Raw genomic sequence first — 16,746 nt, 5'->3', positions numbered from 1 at the left:
CCCCCCCCCCCCCCCCCCCCCCCCCCCCCCCCCCCCCCGCTCCTACAAGGTGCGTGTGCGCCCTTAGATTGCGTTATGGGTCTTCAGCCAGCCCAGGCCTGCTTCGGTGGTGGTCAGCGGCTTGTACTCCGCGCCCACCCAGCCCTGGTAACCGATGCGGTCCAGGTGCTCGAACAGGAAGCGGTAGTTGATCTCGCCGGTGCCTGGCTCGTTGCGGCCGGGGTTGTCGGCCAGCTGGATGTGGTTGATCAGCTTCAGGTTGGCTTCCATGGTACGCGCCAGGTCACCTTCCATGATCTGCATGTGGTAGATGTCGTACTGCAGGAACAGGTTGTCGCTGCCCACTTCGGCCTGGATTTCCAGGGCCTGCTGGGTGGTGTTCAGGTAGAAGCCCGGGATGTCGCGGGTGTTGATCATTTCCATGACCAGGCGGATCCCGGCAGCTTTCAGCTTGTCAGCGGCATACTTGAGGTTGTCGACGAAGGTCTTGCGTACGTCGGCGCACTGCAGGCCTTGCGGGCGAATGCCAGCCAGGGCGTTGACCTGGGTGTTGCCCAGCACCTTGGCGTATTCGATGGCCTTGTCGACCCCGGCGCGGAACTCTTCGATGCGGTCAGGGTGGCAGGTGATCCCGCGCTCGCCCTTGGCCCAGTCGCCCGCCGGCAGGTTGAACAGCACCTGGGTCAGGCCGTTGGCGTCCAGCTGCTGCTTGATTTCGGCTGCGCTGAAGTCGTACGGGAAGAGGTATTCGACGCCGCTGAAACCAGCATCGGCGGCAGCCTTGAAGCGGGCCAGGAAGTCCTGTTCGGTGAACAGCATGGACAGGTTGGCAGCGAAGCGAGGCATGAGTTGTCTCCTTGCGATGAAGGCCCCCAGTGCAAGCCTGGGGGCGTCAGGCGATCAGTCCAGCATCGAGATGGCGGTTGGCGCGTCGTTGCCGACCAGCGCCAGGTCTTCGAACTCGTTGACCGCGTTGATCTCGGTGCCCATGGAAATGTTGGTCACACGCTCGAGGATCACTTCGACCACCACCGGCACGCGGAACTCTTCGGCCATCTTCTGCGCCTTGATCAGGGCAGGGGCGATTTCGGCCGGTTCGAATACGCGGATGGCCTTGCAGCCCAGGCCTTCGACCACGGCGACGTGGTCGACACCGTAGGTGGCAGCATCGGTCGAGTTGATGTTCTCGAACGCCAGTTGTACACAGTAATCCATGTCGAAGCCACGCTGCGCCTGACGGATCAGGCCCAGGTAGGCGTTGTTCACCAGCACGTGGACGTACGGCAGGTTGAACTGCGCACCCACTGCCAGTTCTTCGATCATGAACTGGAAGTCGTAGTCACCCGACAGCGCGACAACCTTGCGCTTTGGATCGGCCTTGACCACGCCCAGGGCAGCAGGGATGGTCCAGCCCAGTGGGCCGGCCTGGCCGCAGTTGATCCAGTGGCGTGGCTTGTACACGTGCAGGAACTGCGCGCCAGCGATCTGCGACAGGCCGATGGTGCTGACGTAAGTGGTGTCCTTGCCGAACACTTCGTTCATTTCCTGGTACACGCGCTGCGGCTTGACCGGGACGTTGTCGAAGTTGGTCTTGCGCTGCAGGCTGGCCTTGCGCTGCTGGCAGTCTTCCAGCCAGGCCTTGCGGCACTTCAGCTTGCCGGCGGCTTTCCACTCGCGGGCCACTTCGAGGAACACGTCCAGTGCCTTGCCAGCGTCGGAAACGATCCCCAGGTCCGGGGTGAACACGCGGCCGATCTGGGTCGGTTCGATGTCGACGTGCACGAACTTGCGGCCTTCGGTGTAGACGTCGACCGAGCCGGTGTGGCGGTTGGCCCAGCGGTTACCGATACCGAACACCAGGTCGGACTTCAGCAGGGTGGCGTTGCCGTAGCGGTGCGAAGTCTGCAGGCCGACCATGCCGACCATCTGCGCGTGGTCGTCCGGGATGGTGCCCCAGCCCATCAGGGTCGGGATCACCGGTACGCCGGTCAGTTCGGCGAACTCGACCAGCTTGTCACTGGCGTCGGCGTTGATGATGCCGCCACCGGCTACCAGCAGTGGGCGCTCGGCGTCATTGAGCAGGGCCAGGGCTTTTTCGGCCTGTACGCGGGTGGCGGACGGCTTGTTGATTGCCAGTGGCTCGTAGGCGTCGATGTCGAATTCGATTTCGGCCATCTGCACGTCGAACGGCAGGTCGATCAGTACCGGGCCCGGGCGGCCGGTGCGCATTTCATAGAAAGCTTTCTGGAAGGCGTAAGGCACCTGGCCTGGTTCCAGAACGGTGGTGGCCCACTTGGTCACCGGCTTGACGATGCTGGTGATGTCGACAGCCTGGAAGTCTTCTTTGTGCAGGCGCGCACGCGGAGCCTGGCCAGTGATGCAGAGAATCGGGATGGAGTCGGCCGAGGCGCTGTACAGGCCGGTGACCATGTCGGTACCGGCTGGGCCGGAGGTGCCGATGCACACACCGATGTTGCCCGGGTTGGCACGGGTGTAGCCCTCGGCCATGTGCGAGGCACCTTCGACGTGGCGAGCGAGGACGTGATCGATGCCACCGACTTTCTTCAGGGCCGAGTACAACGGGTTGATGGCAGCCCCTGGGATGCCGAACGCGGTATCTACACCTTCACGGCGCATGACCAGAACGGCTGCATCGATTGCTCTCATTTTGCTCATGGGTTGTGCCTCATCGATTTTGTAATTGTATACAACTTGCTTTGCGACAGAGTGTATTCACGGCTGGCGGCTCAGGTCAATGGGTTTTCATCGGCTGAAGAGGGTTTCGTCAGAGCACCCGTGAAAACGGGGGTTTGCGCCATCGCATACGATCGTTTCAAAATATTGTATACAAAAATACCTTTCGTTGTGTTCTATTTGTTGTATCGGTTTTCAACTGCCCTCAGGGCTTCTCACAACAAGAAGAGGACCTTTCCATGAACGTTTTGAACCTGAAAGTCGCTGTCAGCCTGGTAAATGCAGCGTTGGCGGCGGGCCGCAAGATCAACGCCGCGCCGCTGACCGTGGCGGTGCTGGATGCCGGCGGGCACCTGTTGGCACTGCAGCGTGAGGATGGCGCCAGCCTGATTCGCCCTGAAGTGGCCACGGGCAAAGCCTGGGGTGCGATTGCCCTGGGCAAGGGCTCGCGCCTGCTGGCGCTGGATGCGCAGCAGCGGCCGGCGTTTTTTGCTGCGTTGAACGGGATGGGGGAACGGCCGGTGGTGCCGGCACCGGGTGGGGTGCTGATTCGTGATCAGGACGGCAAGGTGCTGGGTGCTGTCGGGATCAGCGGCGATACGTCGGATATCGACGAGCAGTGCGCGATCAGTGCGATCGAGGAGGTGGGGTTGCGGGCGGATGCCGGGGTAGCAGCCTAAATCTTCATTGCCTGTTCTGGCCTATTCGCGGGTGAACCCGCTCCCACAGGAACTCCACAGCCTCCAGGCCTGTGGTAATCCTGTGGGAGCGGGTTCACCCGCGAAAAAGCCCCCACCGATGTTCAGGCTACCTCTGGCTCACAGCCCTTGAGCACCATGCGGATGATGGTCTCAGCCGCGGCGTCATAATCACTATCCGCCAGCTTTGCCTTACCCGTCACCGCAGAAATCTGCCAGTCGAAATCGGCATAAGTCTGTGTCGCCGCCCAGATGCTGAACATCAGGTGATGCGCATCCACATGGGCGATCTGCCCGCGGTCGATCCAGCGCTGGATGCACTCGATGTTGTGCCGTGCCTGTTCGTTCAACTGCTCCACCTGGTTCGGCGACAGGTGCGGGGCGCCGTGCATGATCTCGCTGGCAAACACCTTGGACGCATGCGGCAGGTCGCGCGAAATGCGGATCTTCGAGCGAATGTAGGCACTCAGCACTTCTTTCGGGTCGCCGTCGGCATTGAACGGCGTGGAGGCCTGCATGATCGGCGCGATGATGCTTTCCAGGACCTCGCGGTAGAGGTTGTCCTTGGACTTGAAATAGTAATACACGTTCGGCTTGGGCAGGCCGGCCTTGGCCGCGATATCGCTGGTCTTGGTGGCGGCGAAGCCCTTGTCGGCGAATTCCTCGCTTGCCGCGCGCAGGATCAGTTCCTTGTTGCGCTCGCGAATGGTGCTCATGGTCAGGGATCTTCCTCGTGTCTGGCCACCTCTAAGAGGGATCGGGCATGGTAGCACCGCGCTCGACGGGCGCTCAAGGCAGCGGCTTTGGGCTAGACTCGGGCTCATTCACACATCTGGAAACATCAAAACATGGCAGGAAGCAGTCTACTGGTACTGATCGACGACATCGCCACGCTGCTGGATGACGTTTCGCTGATGACCAAGGTCGCGGCAAAAAAGACCGCAGGCGTGCTCGGCGACGACCTTGCGCTGAATGCCCAGCAGGTGACCGGCGTGCGTGCCGATCGCGAGCTGCCGGTGGTGTGGGCGGTGGCCAAAGGCTCGATGCTGAACAAGGCCATCCTGGTGCCGGCGGCGCTGCTGATCAGTGCGTTCATCCCGTGGGCGGTGACGCCGCTGCTGATGCTGGGCGGTGCCTACCTGTGCTTCGAGGGTTTCGAAAAGCTGGCGCACAAGTTCTTGCACAGCAAGGATGAGGACGCCGCCGCGCACGAAGCGCGCAAGGAAGCCGTGGCGGATGCCAATGTCGACCTGGTGGCGTTCGAGAAAACCAAGATCAAGGGCGCGGTGCGCACCGACTTCATCCTTTCGGCGGAAATCATCGCCATTACCCTGGGGACTGTGGCGGATGCGCCGTTGCCGCAGCAGATCATCGTGCTGTCGGGCATTGCCATTGTCATGACCATCGGCGTTTACGGGCTGGTGGGCGGTATCGTCAAGCTGGATGACCTGGGGCTGTGGATGAGCAAGAAGGCATCGCGCCTGGCCCAGGTGCTTGGCAACGGCATTCTGCGGGCTGCGCCGTACATGATGAAGAGCCTGTCGGTGATCGGTACGGTGGCGATGTTCCTGGTGGGTAATCCAAAGGTAGGTGCATGGACGTCAAAATCAGCATGTGCTAGCATGTGGACAAATGGACATTCAGTGAGTGGGTCGAATGGTGGTGGGTATAAGGGGGTCAGGTACGCGTGATGATCGTTATGACTCGAGCGCACATCGCCTGCTGATACCAGAGTTTCGACTACTCAGCGTCTCTTTTGCTGTTTCAAATGATTCGGAAGCTCCAATCCCGCACGAGTTTCTCGAAAGTCCATCAGGGTATTTCCCGAACTTTCCTGTGATTATTCAAGGCAATGGCGAGCCTTGGGATATTGCAAATGCTTTCCTTGTCACGACTTTATTAAAAACAAGTTCATATGAGTCTCGAAGCTTTCGGGGTACTGCTGATCATCTTCTAGATTATTTAAGGTTCTTGGAGGATGAAGGTCTAAGCTACCTCTATTTTCCAGAAAATGATCTGCTGAAAGTTACTTATCGGTATCGTCAGCGTTTAATAGATCAGATTTTTTCGGGTGAGTTAAAGCGAAAGACAGGCAGTGCACGGATGAATGCCGTGGTGCGGTTCTATAAAGGAATAATGGATAGCGGCCTGGTTGCTAAGGAGTGCTTTGTTCATCAGCCGTATGAGGCTGTACAGCTATATCTGTCGATTGAGACTAATTTCGGCCTGACCAGGTTGCTCAAAGTCGAGTCTCATAATCTGGCTATTAGGGCTCCTAGGGCCAAGACGCCAGCCGGCTATATTAATGATGGCGGTTTGCTTAGGCCGCTGACAATCCAGCAGCAGGAGACTCTGCTTAAAGAGCTGTTGAAATCTTCGCGCGAGTACCAGCTGATTTTTTATTTGGCTTTGTTTACCGGCGCAAGAATGCAGACGATATGTACTATTCAAGTGAGGCATATCTGGAAGGATTTGGATGGCAACGGTGATCTTCGCTTGCCAATAGGTGCTGGTACTGGGGTGGACACGAAGTCTGGCACGAATATGACCTTGCTCATACCTGGGTGGTTAGTTCACGACTTAAAAGTGTATAGCCGTAGTAATGAATCGCAAAGGCGGCGCGGGAAGTCATTCTACGGAGAAACTGATGAAAATTACCTGTTTCTCGCAAATACAGGCTGTGAGTTTTATACAAGTAAACGTGAGATATTAGGTCGTGCAAATCCTAATGTCCATCAGCGTGCGAGTAGTTATGACCGCGCTTTCAACTCTATACGTGAAGGCGCGAATATTAGGCAATACATTTCCGATACATTGTTGCCTAGGATCAGAGAGCGTGACGAAAATTATCAAAGGTTTCGTTTTCATGATTTGCGGGCGTCGTTCGGGATGAATCTTTTAGAAGAAGAAATTCCTGTGCGTGGTACTACAGGTGCCCTTGATTATGTCCAGCAGCGCATGGGGCACAGTAGTAAAGAGATAACATTGCAGTATCTCAACTACAAGGCGGATTTGGCGAGAAAGATTGATGTGCAAAGTCGGTATGAGCACGGGCTATTTAAATATGTGAATTCAGCTCAAAAATCTGTCGGCGATCACTCATGAGTGATAAGTTTGTTAATCGGCCGGTTGTTCACCTTGAGTATGATGATATTGGTACTGAAGTGCTGCATCCCGAATTGGTCGTATTTATTTACAGGCAGTCTGTAAATAGTCCTAGCCGTAAAACCGCAGATCTGGGAAGTTTTTGTTACCGCTCGAGGAACAAAGTAGCAGGTAAAAAAGGCGTGGGTACTGCTGTAGACCTCGAAACACTGGATGTCGAGAGGATTCCAGTAGTTAAGCGGACTATAGACTTCTTGCGAAGTGCAGGTTCACGGTCGGTTGAAACCAGATATGGCGATTTCAAGAAATTCTATGACTGGATTGATTGCCAGGACATTTTCTACCGCTTCAATGATCCTGAGTCGATGAAGGCGGCCTATTGTGACTACTCTAGATATTTGAATCACATGTCCGATCTGGCGAGTGTCGGAAGCGGCGGCCTTAACAAAACTACTGCTAGTGGATACCAAAACTCGGCAGCTATTCTAGTCTCGTTAGTGCTGGGCATTCCTGTACGTAAGGTAAGGAGCTTCACATTTGTAATTCCTAGGAATCGCGGGAAAATTGATCGGCTCAGTAATCTCAGTTCTCAAGAAGAGCGTTCAAGGACTTTCTCTGCTCTTGTGAATTTCATTGATGAGGTGCATCGGATCGTAGTTGAGGGCGGCAGTCTGCCCATAAAATTCACCTCGCCAAATGACGAAGATTTTTATTATTATCTTCCTCAGCAGATAGGGGTAAAAAAGGAAGATTCTGAGTCGTTCGCTTACTATTTGAAGGCCTTCAGGGAATTCCCTAAGTTTGTTTCTGTGATTGAGTCTTTGGGGTTGGATGTTGAAGGGCAGCGTCGAAAAATTCTTCGGTCTGCTCATAGTAACTGCCGAAACTCAGTGCGCCGAATAATAAAGAACCCAAGGTGTCCAGCTGCAATTTGGCTAGCCAATCGGGCAATCAGTGCTGGTCTTATAACGTTTATTTCTGCAACGAGTACGAATTTGAGTGTGGCTCAGGAATTGGTTTTAGTTACTGAGCAGTTGGAACCAAGCACTCAAGGTAAAAGGTTTTCTGGTGCGAAAGGGCGAGCGGAAGGGAAGGAAGTATACCCAGAGTTCGGAGCGGATTACCTTCCTGTTTATAAAAAAATCAGGGATTTACGTTCGTGGTTGTTGAATGGGCGTGAAAGTTCCTTGTTATTCCCGTATCAAACAGAAGGAGGCTCGCTTTCGCGCCTGGAAAGATGGAGTCTTAAAGAGCTTAAGCGAATGTTTAGTGTTGCTTTGCCAAATACGGTGTGGGTAACGCCGACGCAGTGGCGCAAAGGGGTTGGATCTGAATACGTCAAATTGAGCGGCGGCGACACCGTGCTTGCTGCAGAAAAGCTTGGTAATTCAGAAGCTACAGTACGTCAACACTATGCTCGTCCTTCAGTAGATGATACTGCAAATGAACTCACAAATTTTTTTGACTCTGTTTACAATCAGGCCATCAGCCGTACTAGGTCATTAGACCAAATTCCTGTCAAGATTCAGAGTGCCGAGCGAGTATCAAACATCCCAACGGGCTACTGTGATAATTCCAAGGATTCGGCTCCTACACTCGCTGACGGGTTTACATCGTTAGCACCCGAGCCCTCCTGTGGCGAGCCTGCCACATGCCTCTTCTGTAGTTTTTATGGAGTCCATGCAGATGAGCAAGATATCAGGCGCTTGCTCTCCTTGCAGCATCTTTTGCGAGTGTCGAAGGGGGCGATGGCCAATGAACGATATCTTGATAAAATTTCACCCATGCTACATAGGATTGATGAGGTGTTAGCGGAAGTCGAGCAGGTCGCTAATGTTCAGCCGAACTTGGTTGCTTCAATTCGTGCCCAAGTAGAAGGTGGAGTGCTAGATAGTTTTTGGGAGATTCACTATAACACCTTTGTTTCGATAGGGTTGGTCTCATGAGTGTGCGTAACTATCTTGCTGGGGCAGGAGTGCCTGAAAACTCCATGCCTGATCTGCCGAAAAGTATCATTGGGTGTTTATTGAGAGATGATGAGCTTGTTGTGTCTCGGGCACCTGATGGAACGGTATTGTCTAGGGTGCGAGATTGTATATGGAATATGAAGCCTTACTGCGCTAACTCAGTAACTACCTGGAATTTTAGTAATTGGAGTAACACGCCAGGAAGGCTGAGAACTGAACTGATAATTTCTGAAATGCAGTCAATTCAGATGGTACGTTTGCATTTCCACTCTAGCCCAAGAAAGGTATCCTCAATTGGGATTTCCGGTCTCCGTCTGTTGGCAAAATTTGCCGAAAAAAACTCATTCAGTATTGAAGAGGTTTTAACCAATCCCGTCTACCAGATGATGTTACTAAGCAGTCTGTCGAGTGCCAAGAAATCAACCGTTTTTCAAGTTGCCGGGTTGGTGAGTGAGCTTTATTATATTAGGGTGTCACATCCTCTTTTTATTTTGGCGCCGGTTGATTATAAGTTTGTTGAGGCGGTGGGTAATGTGGCGGGGGCTTATGGGGAATATCGTAAGTCTATCGAGCAAACCAAGTTAATTCCTTCAAGGATTTATGCGAGTATTGTTGCAGGCTTTGATGAGGAGCTGCTGTTCTTTAATGCTCATGCAGATGGTCTGGAGCAGTTTTTTGCTAAGAGGTCAGTAGATAAGCACTATGGCGCAGGTCGGAAGAGCAGGACTGTGCCATGGCTTGATGCAATAAGAGAGTGTTCGATTGAAGAGTTGTGTGTCCGCTATAGTGTGACTAACATTCTAAATCTAGGTGCATATTTGAATTCCGTGCAGGCGATTGCAAAAAACTGGATTCATTTATTTACAGGTATGCGTGCTAGCGAAGTGAGAACATTACCCTCAGATGCCTTGGGCTCAATGCGGGTAGGTAATGAAGTAGTAACAGTTTTGGAGGGTTTTACCTCAAAAACCGCTGGCGAGAATCATGTCTCTACGTATTGGCTAAGCAGCCCGATTATAGAGCGGGCTATCACTGCTTCGCTATCAATCGGCCGGATGGCTGCGCTAAAACATGGGTGGGATAACTCGAACCCTAGTGCTTACCCGCTTTTTCCGATGCTGGGCAATGTTCAGAAGACTTCCTGTTCGTTTTTATATGCTTCCGCTCCTGTTGCAGGAATTGTATTGTTGGAAAGGCAAACTAACTTAATTTCACGGATCTCAGGCGCGCACATCATAGAAGCAGATATTGTAGAGTTGGAACGATTTGATGGATTCAAGGATTGGAGGTCTGATCCAGACTTTGCAGTCGGCAAGCCTTGGCCTTTGGCAACTCATCAGTTCAGACGCTCGCTCGCAGTCTACTCCGCTCGCTCTGGGATGGTCTCGTTAGGCTCATTAGCGAATCAGTTCAAGCACTTGACAGAGACCATGACCTCGTACTACCGAAGCGATCAAATTTTTGCTGTTAATTTCCTCGCATCTGAGGATCAACAAGCCATGACTCGCGAATTTGAATATGAACGGCGCGTGGCTGGGCTAATAAATTACGAAAGTGACGTTATTAATTCCTCAGGGAGACTTTGGGGCGGCGAGGGCAATCGAATCCAAGTATCTCGAGATCGTGGCAAGCCGCTGATCATCACGACTGACCGTGAGACCACAGCTCGCAAGTTTGAGAAGGGCGAGATGGTCTATAAAGAGAGCCCTCTGGGTGGCTGTACTAACCTGAACGCCTGCGACAGGATTGGCACCATTAGCGTTTTCGCTTGCCTGGACTGCCAGTATGCCGTGTTGGATAGTAATAAGAGCATCCGGAAGATCAGGTACGGCATCTCGAGGCTTCAGAAGAGTCGTGGCATGTTCCCGCCTACCAGTCCCTTCCACCTGCAGATCAATAAGGAAATCGACACTATTTACCAACAGGTGGAACGAGCCGGCTTTGGCCATGAAATCGAGGATCTGAAATGAGCGCTGAAGAGGACTACCTGGCTGCACTAGACCGACTGGAGCGCGATGAGCCTCAGATCCTGCCCAAAGGAACCCTGATCAACAACGACACAGTTGCGCTCGAAGCTGGTCGGAAGCGGGGCTCCATCAAGAAACTACGTCATCCTGACCTGTGTAAGAAAATCGACGAGGCCGCCGAGCGTCAGCGCTCTCATGTCGCGGTCGTTAACGTTTCGAGCGTCGAGGACGTAAAGAAATCCAAGACGACAGATGCGGAGAAGGCTCTCAAGGAAAAGTACAAGACTTTAGAGCGTGATTATAAAATAGCTCTTCAGAAGAATATTTCTCTAGTGTATGAGGTATTCACGTTGAAGAAAAAGATTGCAGATCTAGAAAAGAAAGGCAGCGAGCAGGATAGCAATGGACAGGGTGGTAACATACTTAACTTCCCCAAACCCTGAATACGAAATACAACTGCTGAGTTACTGCCGGGTATACGCAAGGTTACTCGGCCGAGTCGTCCTGGGTCTGAACCGCTCTCTTCAAGTACCTACGTACCGTCGCCTCGGACAACCCAAGCTCCCTGGCAATTTTTACCACTGGCACACCTTGAGAGCGTAGCTGCAGTGCAGCACTGATTTTCTGCTCCGAACCCATACTCAATGGCCGTCCACCTGGCTCATTGCGTTCGGACAGAGCCTGAGAGATGTGCTCGATGGCTCCGCTGTGCTTCAACTCAATGATCTGGGTTACCACCCGTTCGAGGCCGTGATCAATCAGTACCAGGTCAGGGGATGCTTGCAGTAAGAGCAGGGTAGCCGGCTCCAAGCCCAGCCCTTGAGCGAGCCGGTTCAGCAGATCGACACTGATGTTCACCTCTCCGCGCTCAATCTTTCCCATATAGGACAGATCAATGCCGGCAAAATCGTGCTGAGACAGCCCTTTGCTTCTTCGCACGCCGCGAACAACCGCTGCCAATGTTTCTGTCGGATCCATCTATTCCCCCATGTCGAAGCGGGGATGGAGCCACATTGCGTCCGATCATAACACGGTCTATCATCCGTATTATGATTGGTTTGAGTGTCACCTCTGCACCAAGCAAGTGGCCTCAGGTCAAGCGTTTCGGGAGTTATGCCTGGCGCTCCGTGGAGGCAGTTTGGTGAATATTGCCAGCTAGGAGGCAGCAGCAGTGGACGAGATTTCCATCGTGGCTGCGATGGGTAGCGGTCAGGCGGTGCTGGTGCATGGCGTAGATGGCAGTCGTGATTCGGTATTGGCGGAGGTGCGTGCTCGCTTCCCTGGCAAGCCTTATTGCCTGGTTGAGGATTGGTGGGTTTTGAAGGCCGACCTGACTTCGGACGAGCTTTTGAGGGGGTCATTCTGCAGGGCATCTGCCACTGATCCTGATTGCCCATAGGTGGTTGAGGATAGCCAGTATCGTTTCCAGTCTGGTGATTGGGTTCGCAGCAGCATGTGTGGGTCATTTCATGAAGGTGTCTTCTTCGAGACCAAGAACACTGTCTACGTATTGGTCGGCGACGGCCATGAGCAGACCGCGAGCCTCAAAGCCATTTTCTCTTTCTTTTAACCAAGGGTTCCGTCTCGGTGCCCGTGCTTTACGAGACCTGGATGTTTAGAACGACAGAAAGCCATAGGGTGGGCGTGCCTGGCATGTTCAATGAGGGCGAATCGATGTGGCATGCGGTCACGCGCTATATAGAGACGCACTACTACCACGTCACTGTTGAGTTGGATGGAAGTGAGAGGCGAGGGCGCTACGTCTTGATGCTGGATGATGAGCGGCTGCTACAGAGAGTCTTGGTCACCCAGTCTGATGACGCCTACGTGAAGAGTATTCAGGTAGTCACCCCGGGGCACATGAATGGTTCTGGCGACTGGAAGATGGAGCCTTTGGAGTGTGCGTTGGTTGGCCAGGACAAACATGAATGCTCTGTCAGCGTACTGACCGTGGACTGTGGACTCGTGTACCACACGTCACGGGACGAGGCTTTCGACGTGAGCGGCCTCGCTGATCGGACGCTGATTTTCCAGTCGAGCATGATTCGCCCTAACGTGGGCTAGCCGGTACAAGCATGAAGAGCATGATCTACCCCAAGTGGGTTAGAAGGATTAGGCATTGGAGCAAATATGATTGATACCGTAGCAGTCGAGTACCACGGCAAGCGCCATTCTGATTTCGATCTTCGGCGAATTATCAAGGCTGAGAGCCAAGGCTTCCCATTGCCCGTTACGGCGTACCTGACCGGCGTATTCATCAGGGCACGAGCAGCTGTTGGAGTGGTATTTGGGCATGCTAGGAAAGACTCGCTGGGTCGATTTGCGGACGGCCACATCATTCGCACGTCGGATGTCCTCGATGTTTCTAAGGAGGGTAGGTTTTGGGTGCTAACGACTGAAAACAGCCGCTACGTCATCGCGACTTTTCGCGCCGATGGAGGGCGTCAGAGCTTGCGCGAGTATTGGAGGTTTATGGGTGATTCAAATCACCTGACTCCGCGACGCTTGCAGTAGGAGAATTGCTTGGGCGCGCCGCTTCGCGGCCAGGCTGTCGTGCACCGAGCCTGGCGTCCGCCCAGTCTCGGCCCTGCGGGCTTCCATCCTTTTCGCCTTCGGCCCTTCTGGCCTGCGCGCTCCGCTTGCTCGGGGCGAAATCAGCCTTGTAAGGTTCTGAGTCCTTCAAAAGACATGATCAGTTAACTGAAGCGTGATACAAAATTCACTTCATGCCAGATCTAACGGGATATCTAGAGCATACTCTTAACTACACGTGTCCTTATCTTTGCTGATCGACGATTGATAAGGTGGAATGTTGAAGATCGTGCAAAATATATTGACATGCCAGAGTCAGAGTTATTAAACTGGCTCCATCTTGAAGTGGAGCGCTCACGGACACTGCAGGATCTCTGTAAGACCTCCGATCTCCATGTAAAGGCGCTATCAACGGTATGGATTACCGAGAAGCGTATAGAAAGCCCCTTTATTGGGGCTTTTTTTCGTCTTGAGTTTTATGTTGTCAGTGTCTCGGCGCATGGCCTGCCGCTCTAGAAAAATAATGTCAAAAAATACCAAGATTTTTACTCAAGGTTTACCAAATCCTACCGTTTGGATAGGTAAGGTATTATCTTGAGAGCGTTATGACCAATAGCCAATGCTGCAATTCCACAGCCTCCTTCATCGCCACCTCGACTTTCGAATTTCTTGATACTGCTGAGACCTATAGTGCTTCAGTAAGCTTCAGGAGCACCGGCCTCGTAGAGGCACTTTTGCATGATTTCCGCGTTGCCTTTACGCCATATCAAGCCCATCAGGTGGCTGCATGCCTGATACAGGCTATTGGGCACCTTGGAGTGTCATTAACGAATTCCTATGAGAGGAAAACGCTCAATCTGCTCGACTCGATTGGCCAATGGACTCAACTCATTCTGCCAAATCTCCCAGCGCCCGAGGCTGGAACTGCAGAGCTACGCCACCAAGGTTTTGGCCCTGCCTTTGTCGCTAGCGGGGTATTCCGGGATCCTGCACCACAAGTAGCTTTTGAAGACGAGAGTCAGGCTATTTATGACATCTCAGTCATGCCTCACAAGGATGCAATCATGCTCAAGTTTGGGTGGGTTGGCTGGATCTTTACCCCAAATGAAGCTGAATGGCTGGCCGATCAGCTATGGACTGCGGCGCTTTTGGCAGCAAAGCAGCCTGTTTACTCCATCAGCACCTAGGGCGAATCGATTGGGTGGCATTGAGATGCCTCGGCTATAGGATGGGCTAATAGCCGAGGTCGATTTCACCTGCATGGATGAGGACAGCTGTATGGAGGCTGCGCACCTAGACCCGTTGCACAAGCTGGGGGCTGCCTACAGATCTCAAGACGTCATTACGTGAGGCCGCTCAGTGTGGCTGAGTCTCCTTGGCCTTCCAGTAACTCACTTCCAGACTGTGCAACTAGCTGTTACTGCTACTCGTAGTCAACACCCTCTCCAATGGTTCCCCATTACGAAGTCGTGCCAGTAAGTTGGGTTCAGCCAAATCTGACTGCAGCGCTTTGTCTATCACTGGAGCCAGTGCTTCTGCAGGCAAGATCAGCACACCGTTATCATCGGCCAGAACGATATCGTTTGGATGAACCTCCACCCCTGCACAATTCACCGGTGTATTCAGCTCGCACCTCGTGCTGTTGATCAGCTTGGTAGTGAGCTGAGTGGCGCCGCGAGCAAACACTGGTAACTGACATACCTGGAGCTCGTTGAGATCAGTGACCACACCATCGACGATGATCCCTGCGGCCCCTGCGCAACGAGCAGCAAATTGTGTCACTGCCCCGACGCATGCATGGGCATGATCGCCAGTCATGTCGATTACCAAAACGTCCCCTGGCTTTAACGCGACTAAGGCACGGTTGACTGCGATGGCATCCGGTTCTGCCAGGCGTAGGGTCACGGCACGACCCACGATGCGTCCTCCAGGCACCATGGCCCGAACTACGTGGTCAACGAACCCACGCTCTAGGAAATGGCCTAGGGTGGCGAAGCTCACCTCGCGAAGCTTTGCGAGCAGCTCGTCATCGTTCATTTTGTTTGCCCCATGTCGATCAATTCTGCCACGCACTCGATTTCCAGGCTCACTCCCCAAAGCTGCACGCAAACGGTGGTGCGTGCTGGTGGCGCATGGCCGAGAATTTCCCGGTACACCTCATTGAATGTCCCAAGCTGATCGGGATCAGTCAGATACGCGTTCACCTTCACGATGTGCGACAGACTGGAGCCAGCGGCGTCTAGGATGGCCGATAGATTGGCGAAGGTCTGCCGAACCTGGTCTGCAAAACTTTCAGGCTGTTCTTCGAGGCTGCCGAGGGATGGAATCTGTCCGGCGGTGAATACCAGGTGCCCGGTAATCACTGCTTGGGAGTAGGGGCCTACGGGGCTGATGGTTCCGGGAGCACTGTGGATGCGTTGCATATTTTCTCCTGTCAGCCAGAGTACCGGCTGCGATAAGTGTCAGAAAAGCGCCAGGGTGTAACTGACGATGAGTCGGTTCTGATCTTGGTGCGGGTCGATCTCGGAGTGGAGCAAACCATGGCGCCAAGCCAGGCCGAGCCCTTTCAACGCACCGCCCTGAACGACATAGTCCAGGCCCATATCTCGCTCCCATTCGGAGGCGTCTTTACCGCTGGTGGTGCGGATGTCATCACCCTTCAGGTACATCAGGGAGAACTTCAGGCCAGGCACGCCCGCAGCTGCGAAGTCATAGCTGTACTGGGCGAAAGCGGTGCGCTCGCCGGCGCGGTTGAAGCTGGCGAGCATGCGGTCGGTATAAAGATAAAGACTGCCGCCGCCTGCTCCTTTGCCACTCAAGGAGCCTTGGTTGGGCTGAACGAAGTTGCTTGCATCGGATACCTGCTGATAGCCAGCCATGAATGCGTGGCCCTGGACGGAATAGGTCAGCGCGGCGCTCCAGGTGTGGTTATCGATCTTGCCGTCACCGTCCTCCGTGTAGCCGCCCACGCGGTATCCACTTGCGCGACCAGCAGCAGAGTCGTTTGCTCCATCGGCGAAGGTGCGGAAGTAGCGCAGATCAGTCCGCAGCGATTGGCCTTCGGAGAGCGGAAGCGTGTGGGTGAGGCCTACGAAGTGCTGGGTGTAATAGTCCTCGAGGTTGGCAATGTAGTATTGCGCCGTGAGTTGTTTGCCGATCCGGTAGTCGCCACCCGCGAAGAGGAACTGGTCGCTCTCACGGGTGCCGCCGGCTACGGCCAATCCAGTACGGTCACTGGAGGCACGGCCCGTAGCCCGATTGAGCCGCCCGCCGGTAAGGGTCAGGCCATCCAGGTCGGTTGAGGTGATCTGGGCCCCCTCGAACGTTTGGGGCAGCAGGCGACCATCGTTGTAGGTCAGCACCGGCAGCTTGGGCATCAGCGTGCCGTATCGCAGTTCGGTGTTGGCGACTTTCAGCTTAGGTGTCAGGCCCATGCGGCTCCACTGTTGGGACGCGCCACTGCCGTCGTCGGGGATCATGCTGCTGCCCCGGTGGCGACCATCGCCGCTATCGAGCGTCACGCCCATCAATCCCAGGGCATCCACGCCGACCCCAATTGGCCCTTCGGTGTAGCCGGATTTGAAGTCGAGCACGAAGGCCTGGGCCCACTCTTCGGTTTTGCTTTGGCCGAGGCTACCGGCTTGGTCGCGAAAGTCGTTGTTGAAGTAAAAATTGCGCAGGCCAAGGTTCGCATGGCTGTCGCCCACCAGATCGGCTTGAGCGAAAGGGGACAAGGCGAAAACGCCTGCACTCATCAGGTACTTTTTCATCGGGAAACTCTTC

The 16,746-nt window shown here is 54.1% G+C and carries 16 protein-coding genes and 1 pseudogene; 10 read left to right on the top strand and 7 right to left on the bottom strand.

The window, feature by feature from the left end; genetic code table 11:
* Window positions 1–63: 63 nt before the first annotated feature.
* The gene (gene hyi / locus IAE39_RS03240; RefSeq protein WP_201199330.1) at window positions 64–846 is read right to left on the bottom strand and encodes a hydroxypyruvate isomerase; all 783 of its coding nucleotides are present in this window, start codon (window positions 844–846) and stop codon (window positions 64–66) included.
* 54 nt (window positions 847–900) lie between these two features.
* Complete coding sequence (gene gcl, locus IAE39_RS03235; protein WP_201199329.1) at window positions 901–2,676, bottom strand: glyoxylate carboligase; 1,776 nt, start codon at window positions 2,674–2,676, stop codon at window positions 901–903.
* Between the two features lie 257 nt (window positions 2,677–2,933).
* On the opposite strand from gcl, the gene IAE39_RS03230 reads away from it, so the two are divergent.
* Window positions 2,934–3,374 carry a GlcG/HbpS family heme-binding protein gene (locus IAE39_RS03230; protein WP_043197231.1) on the top strand — a complete coding sequence of 147 codons (441 nt, stop codon included), beginning with the start codon at window positions 2,934–2,936 and terminating at the stop codon, window positions 3,372–3,374.
* Between the two features lie 122 nt (window positions 3,375–3,496).
* Here the strand turns inward: IAE39_RS03230 and IAE39_RS03225 are convergent, their stop codons facing one another.
* Window positions 3,497–4,108 carry a TetR/AcrR family transcriptional regulator gene (locus tag IAE39_RS03225; protein ID WP_014590197.1) on the bottom strand — a complete coding sequence of 204 codons (612 nt, stop codon included), beginning with the start codon at window positions 4,106–4,108 and terminating at the stop codon, window positions 3,497–3,499.
* Between the two features lie 132 nt (window positions 4,109–4,240).
* Between IAE39_RS03225 and IAE39_RS03220 the strand changes: the two are divergent.
* The 5 genes and pseudogenes from IAE39_RS03220 to IAE39_RS03200 all read left to right on the top strand — a co-directional run.
* Window positions 4,241–4,969, top strand: a pseudogene (locus IAE39_RS03220) (DUF808 domain-containing protein); the annotation flags it as partial.
* A 79-nt stretch (window positions 4,970–5,048) separates the two neighbouring features.
* Window positions 5,049–6,497, top strand: coding sequence for a tyrosine-type recombinase/integrase (locus tag IAE39_RS03215; protein ID WP_236548388.1), 1,449 nt, complete (start codon window positions 5,049–5,051; stop codon window positions 6,495–6,497).
* Window positions 6,494–8,443 carry a hypothetical protein gene (locus IAE39_RS03210; protein WP_201199326.1) on the top strand — a complete coding sequence of 650 codons (1,950 nt, stop codon included), beginning with the start codon at window positions 6,494–6,496 and terminating at the stop codon, window positions 8,441–8,443. Before IAE39_RS03215 ends, IAE39_RS03210 begins: the two co-directional genes overlap by 4 nt.
* Window positions 8,440–10,434, top strand: coding sequence for a hypothetical protein (locus tag IAE39_RS03205; protein ID WP_201199325.1), 1,995 nt, complete (start codon window positions 8,440–8,442; stop codon window positions 10,432–10,434). The genes IAE39_RS03210 and IAE39_RS03205 overlap by 4 nt, the downstream gene beginning before the upstream one ends.
* Window positions 10,431–10,874, top strand: a complete 444-nt coding sequence (locus IAE39_RS03200) for a hypothetical protein (RefSeq protein WP_201199323.1) — start codon at window positions 10,431–10,433, stop codon at window positions 10,872–10,874. Before IAE39_RS03205 ends, IAE39_RS03200 begins: the two co-directional genes overlap by 4 nt.
* A 43-nt stretch (window positions 10,875–10,917) precedes the next feature.
* On the opposite strand, the gene IAE39_RS03195 is transcribed toward IAE39_RS03200, so the two are convergent.
* On the bottom strand, window positions 10,918–11,409 hold the full coding sequence (locus IAE39_RS03195) for a helix-turn-helix domain-containing protein (RefSeq protein ID WP_201199321.1): 492 nt from the start codon (window positions 11,407–11,409) through the stop codon (window positions 10,918–10,920).
* Between the two features lie 193 nt (window positions 11,410–11,602).
* On the opposite strand from IAE39_RS03195, the gene IAE39_RS03190 reads away from it, so the two are divergent.
* From IAE39_RS03190 to IAE39_RS03180, 4 genes are all read left to right on the top strand, one after another.
* Window positions 11,603–11,830 carry a hypothetical protein gene (locus IAE39_RS03190; protein ID WP_201199319.1) on the top strand — a complete coding sequence of 76 codons (228 nt, stop codon included), beginning with the start codon at window positions 11,603–11,605 and terminating at the stop codon, window positions 11,828–11,830.
* Entirely contained in the window at window positions 11,831–12,001 is a 171-nt protein-coding gene (locus IAE39_RS30050; RefSeq protein ID WP_442968417.1) for a DUF6957 family protein, read from the top strand. It abuts the gene before it with no gap.
* 560 nt (window positions 12,002–12,561) lie between these two features.
* Window positions 12,562–12,945 carry a hypothetical protein gene (locus IAE39_RS03185; protein WP_201199318.1) on the top strand — a complete coding sequence of 128 codons (384 nt, stop codon included), beginning with the start codon at window positions 12,562–12,564 and terminating at the stop codon, window positions 12,943–12,945.
* Window positions 12,946–13,568: 623 nt separating this feature from the next.
* The gene (locus tag IAE39_RS03180) at window positions 13,569–14,150 is read left to right on the top strand and encodes a hypothetical protein (RefSeq protein ID WP_201199317.1); all 582 of its coding nucleotides are present in this window, start codon (window positions 13,569–13,571) and stop codon (window positions 14,148–14,150) included.
* 223 nt (window positions 14,151–14,373) lie between these two features.
* Here the strand turns inward: IAE39_RS03180 and IAE39_RS03175 are convergent, their stop codons facing one another.
* Genes IAE39_RS03175 through IAE39_RS03165 form a run of 3 tightly spaced genes read right to left on the bottom strand, consistent with a single transcriptional unit; the run spans window position 14,374 to window position 16,733 of the window.
* Complete coding sequence (locus tag IAE39_RS03175) at window positions 14,374–15,000, bottom strand: RraA family protein (protein ID WP_201199316.1); 627 nt, start codon at window positions 14,998–15,000, stop codon at window positions 14,374–14,376.
* Entirely contained in the window at window positions 14,997–15,386 is a 390-nt protein-coding gene (locus IAE39_RS03170) for a RidA family protein (RefSeq protein ID WP_201199315.1), read from the bottom strand. The genes IAE39_RS03175 and IAE39_RS03170 overlap by 4 nt, the downstream gene beginning before the upstream one ends.
* A gap of 39 nt (window positions 15,387–15,425) precedes the next feature.
* On the bottom strand, window positions 15,426–16,733 hold the full coding sequence (locus tag IAE39_RS03165; protein WP_201199314.1) for an OprD family porin: 1,308 nt from the start codon (window positions 16,731–16,733) through the stop codon (window positions 15,426–15,428).
* Window positions 16,734–16,746 lie beyond the last annotated feature (13 nt).

It is taken from the genome of Pseudomonas sp. S37 (genome assembly GCF_016658545.1).
In the GTDB taxonomy this organism is placed as follows: domain Bacteria; phylum Pseudomonadota; class Gammaproteobacteria; order Pseudomonadales; family Pseudomonadaceae; genus Aquipseudomonas.
This window is presented reverse-complemented; position numbering and strand designations above follow the sequence as displayed.

What these genes read in the sequence shown, in the direction of transcription:
- hyi (WP_201199330.1), bottom strand. Translation starts at nt 846, where the DNA reads ATGCCTCGCTTCGCTGCCAACCTGTCCATGCTGTTCACCGAACAGGAC.
- gcl (WP_201199329.1), bottom strand. Translation starts at nt 2,676, where the DNA reads ATGAGCAAAATGAGAGCAATCGATGCAGCCGTTCTGGTCATGCGCCGT.
- IAE39_RS03230 (WP_043197231.1), top strand. Translation starts at nt 2,934, where the DNA reads ATGAACGTTTTGAACCTGAAAGTCGCTGTCAGCCTGGTAAATGCAGCG.
- IAE39_RS03225 (WP_014590197.1), bottom strand. Translation starts at nt 4,108, where the DNA reads ATGAGCACCATTCGCGAGCGCAACAAGGAACTGATCCTGCGCGCGGCA.
- IAE39_RS03215 (WP_236548388.1), top strand. Translation starts at nt 5,049, where the DNA reads ATGGTGGTGGGTATAAGGGGGTCAGGTACGCGTGATGATCGTTATGAC.
- IAE39_RS03210 (WP_201199326.1), top strand. Translation starts at nt 6,494, where the DNA reads ATGAGTGATAAGTTTGTTAATCGGCCGGTTGTTCACCTTGAGTATGAT.
- IAE39_RS03205 (WP_201199325.1), top strand. Translation starts at nt 8,440, where the DNA reads ATGAGTGTGCGTAACTATCTTGCTGGGGCAGGAGTGCCTGAAAACTCC.
- IAE39_RS03200 (WP_201199323.1), top strand. Translation starts at nt 10,431, where the DNA reads ATGAGCGCTGAAGAGGACTACCTGGCTGCACTAGACCGACTGGAGCGC.
- IAE39_RS03195 (WP_201199321.1), bottom strand. Translation starts at nt 11,409, where the DNA reads ATGGATCCGACAGAAACATTGGCAGCGGTTGTTCGCGGCGTGCGAAGA.
- IAE39_RS03185 (WP_201199318.1), top strand. Translation starts at nt 12,562, where the DNA reads ATGATTGATACCGTAGCAGTCGAGTACCACGGCAAGCGCCATTCTGAT.
- IAE39_RS03180 (WP_201199317.1), top strand. Translation starts at nt 13,569, where the DNA reads ATGACCAATAGCCAATGCTGCAATTCCACAGCCTCCTTCATCGCCACC.
- IAE39_RS03175 (WP_201199316.1), bottom strand. Translation starts at nt 15,000, where the DNA reads ATGAACGATGACGAGCTGCTCGCAAAGCTTCGCGAGGTGAGCTTCGCC.
- IAE39_RS03170 (WP_201199315.1), bottom strand. Translation starts at nt 15,386, where the DNA reads ATGCAACGCATCCACAGTGCTCCCGGAACCATCAGCCCCGTAGGCCCC.
- IAE39_RS03165 (WP_201199314.1), bottom strand. Translation starts at nt 16,733, where the DNA reads ATGAAAAAGTACCTGATGAGTGCAGGCGTTTTCGCCTTGTCCCCTTTC.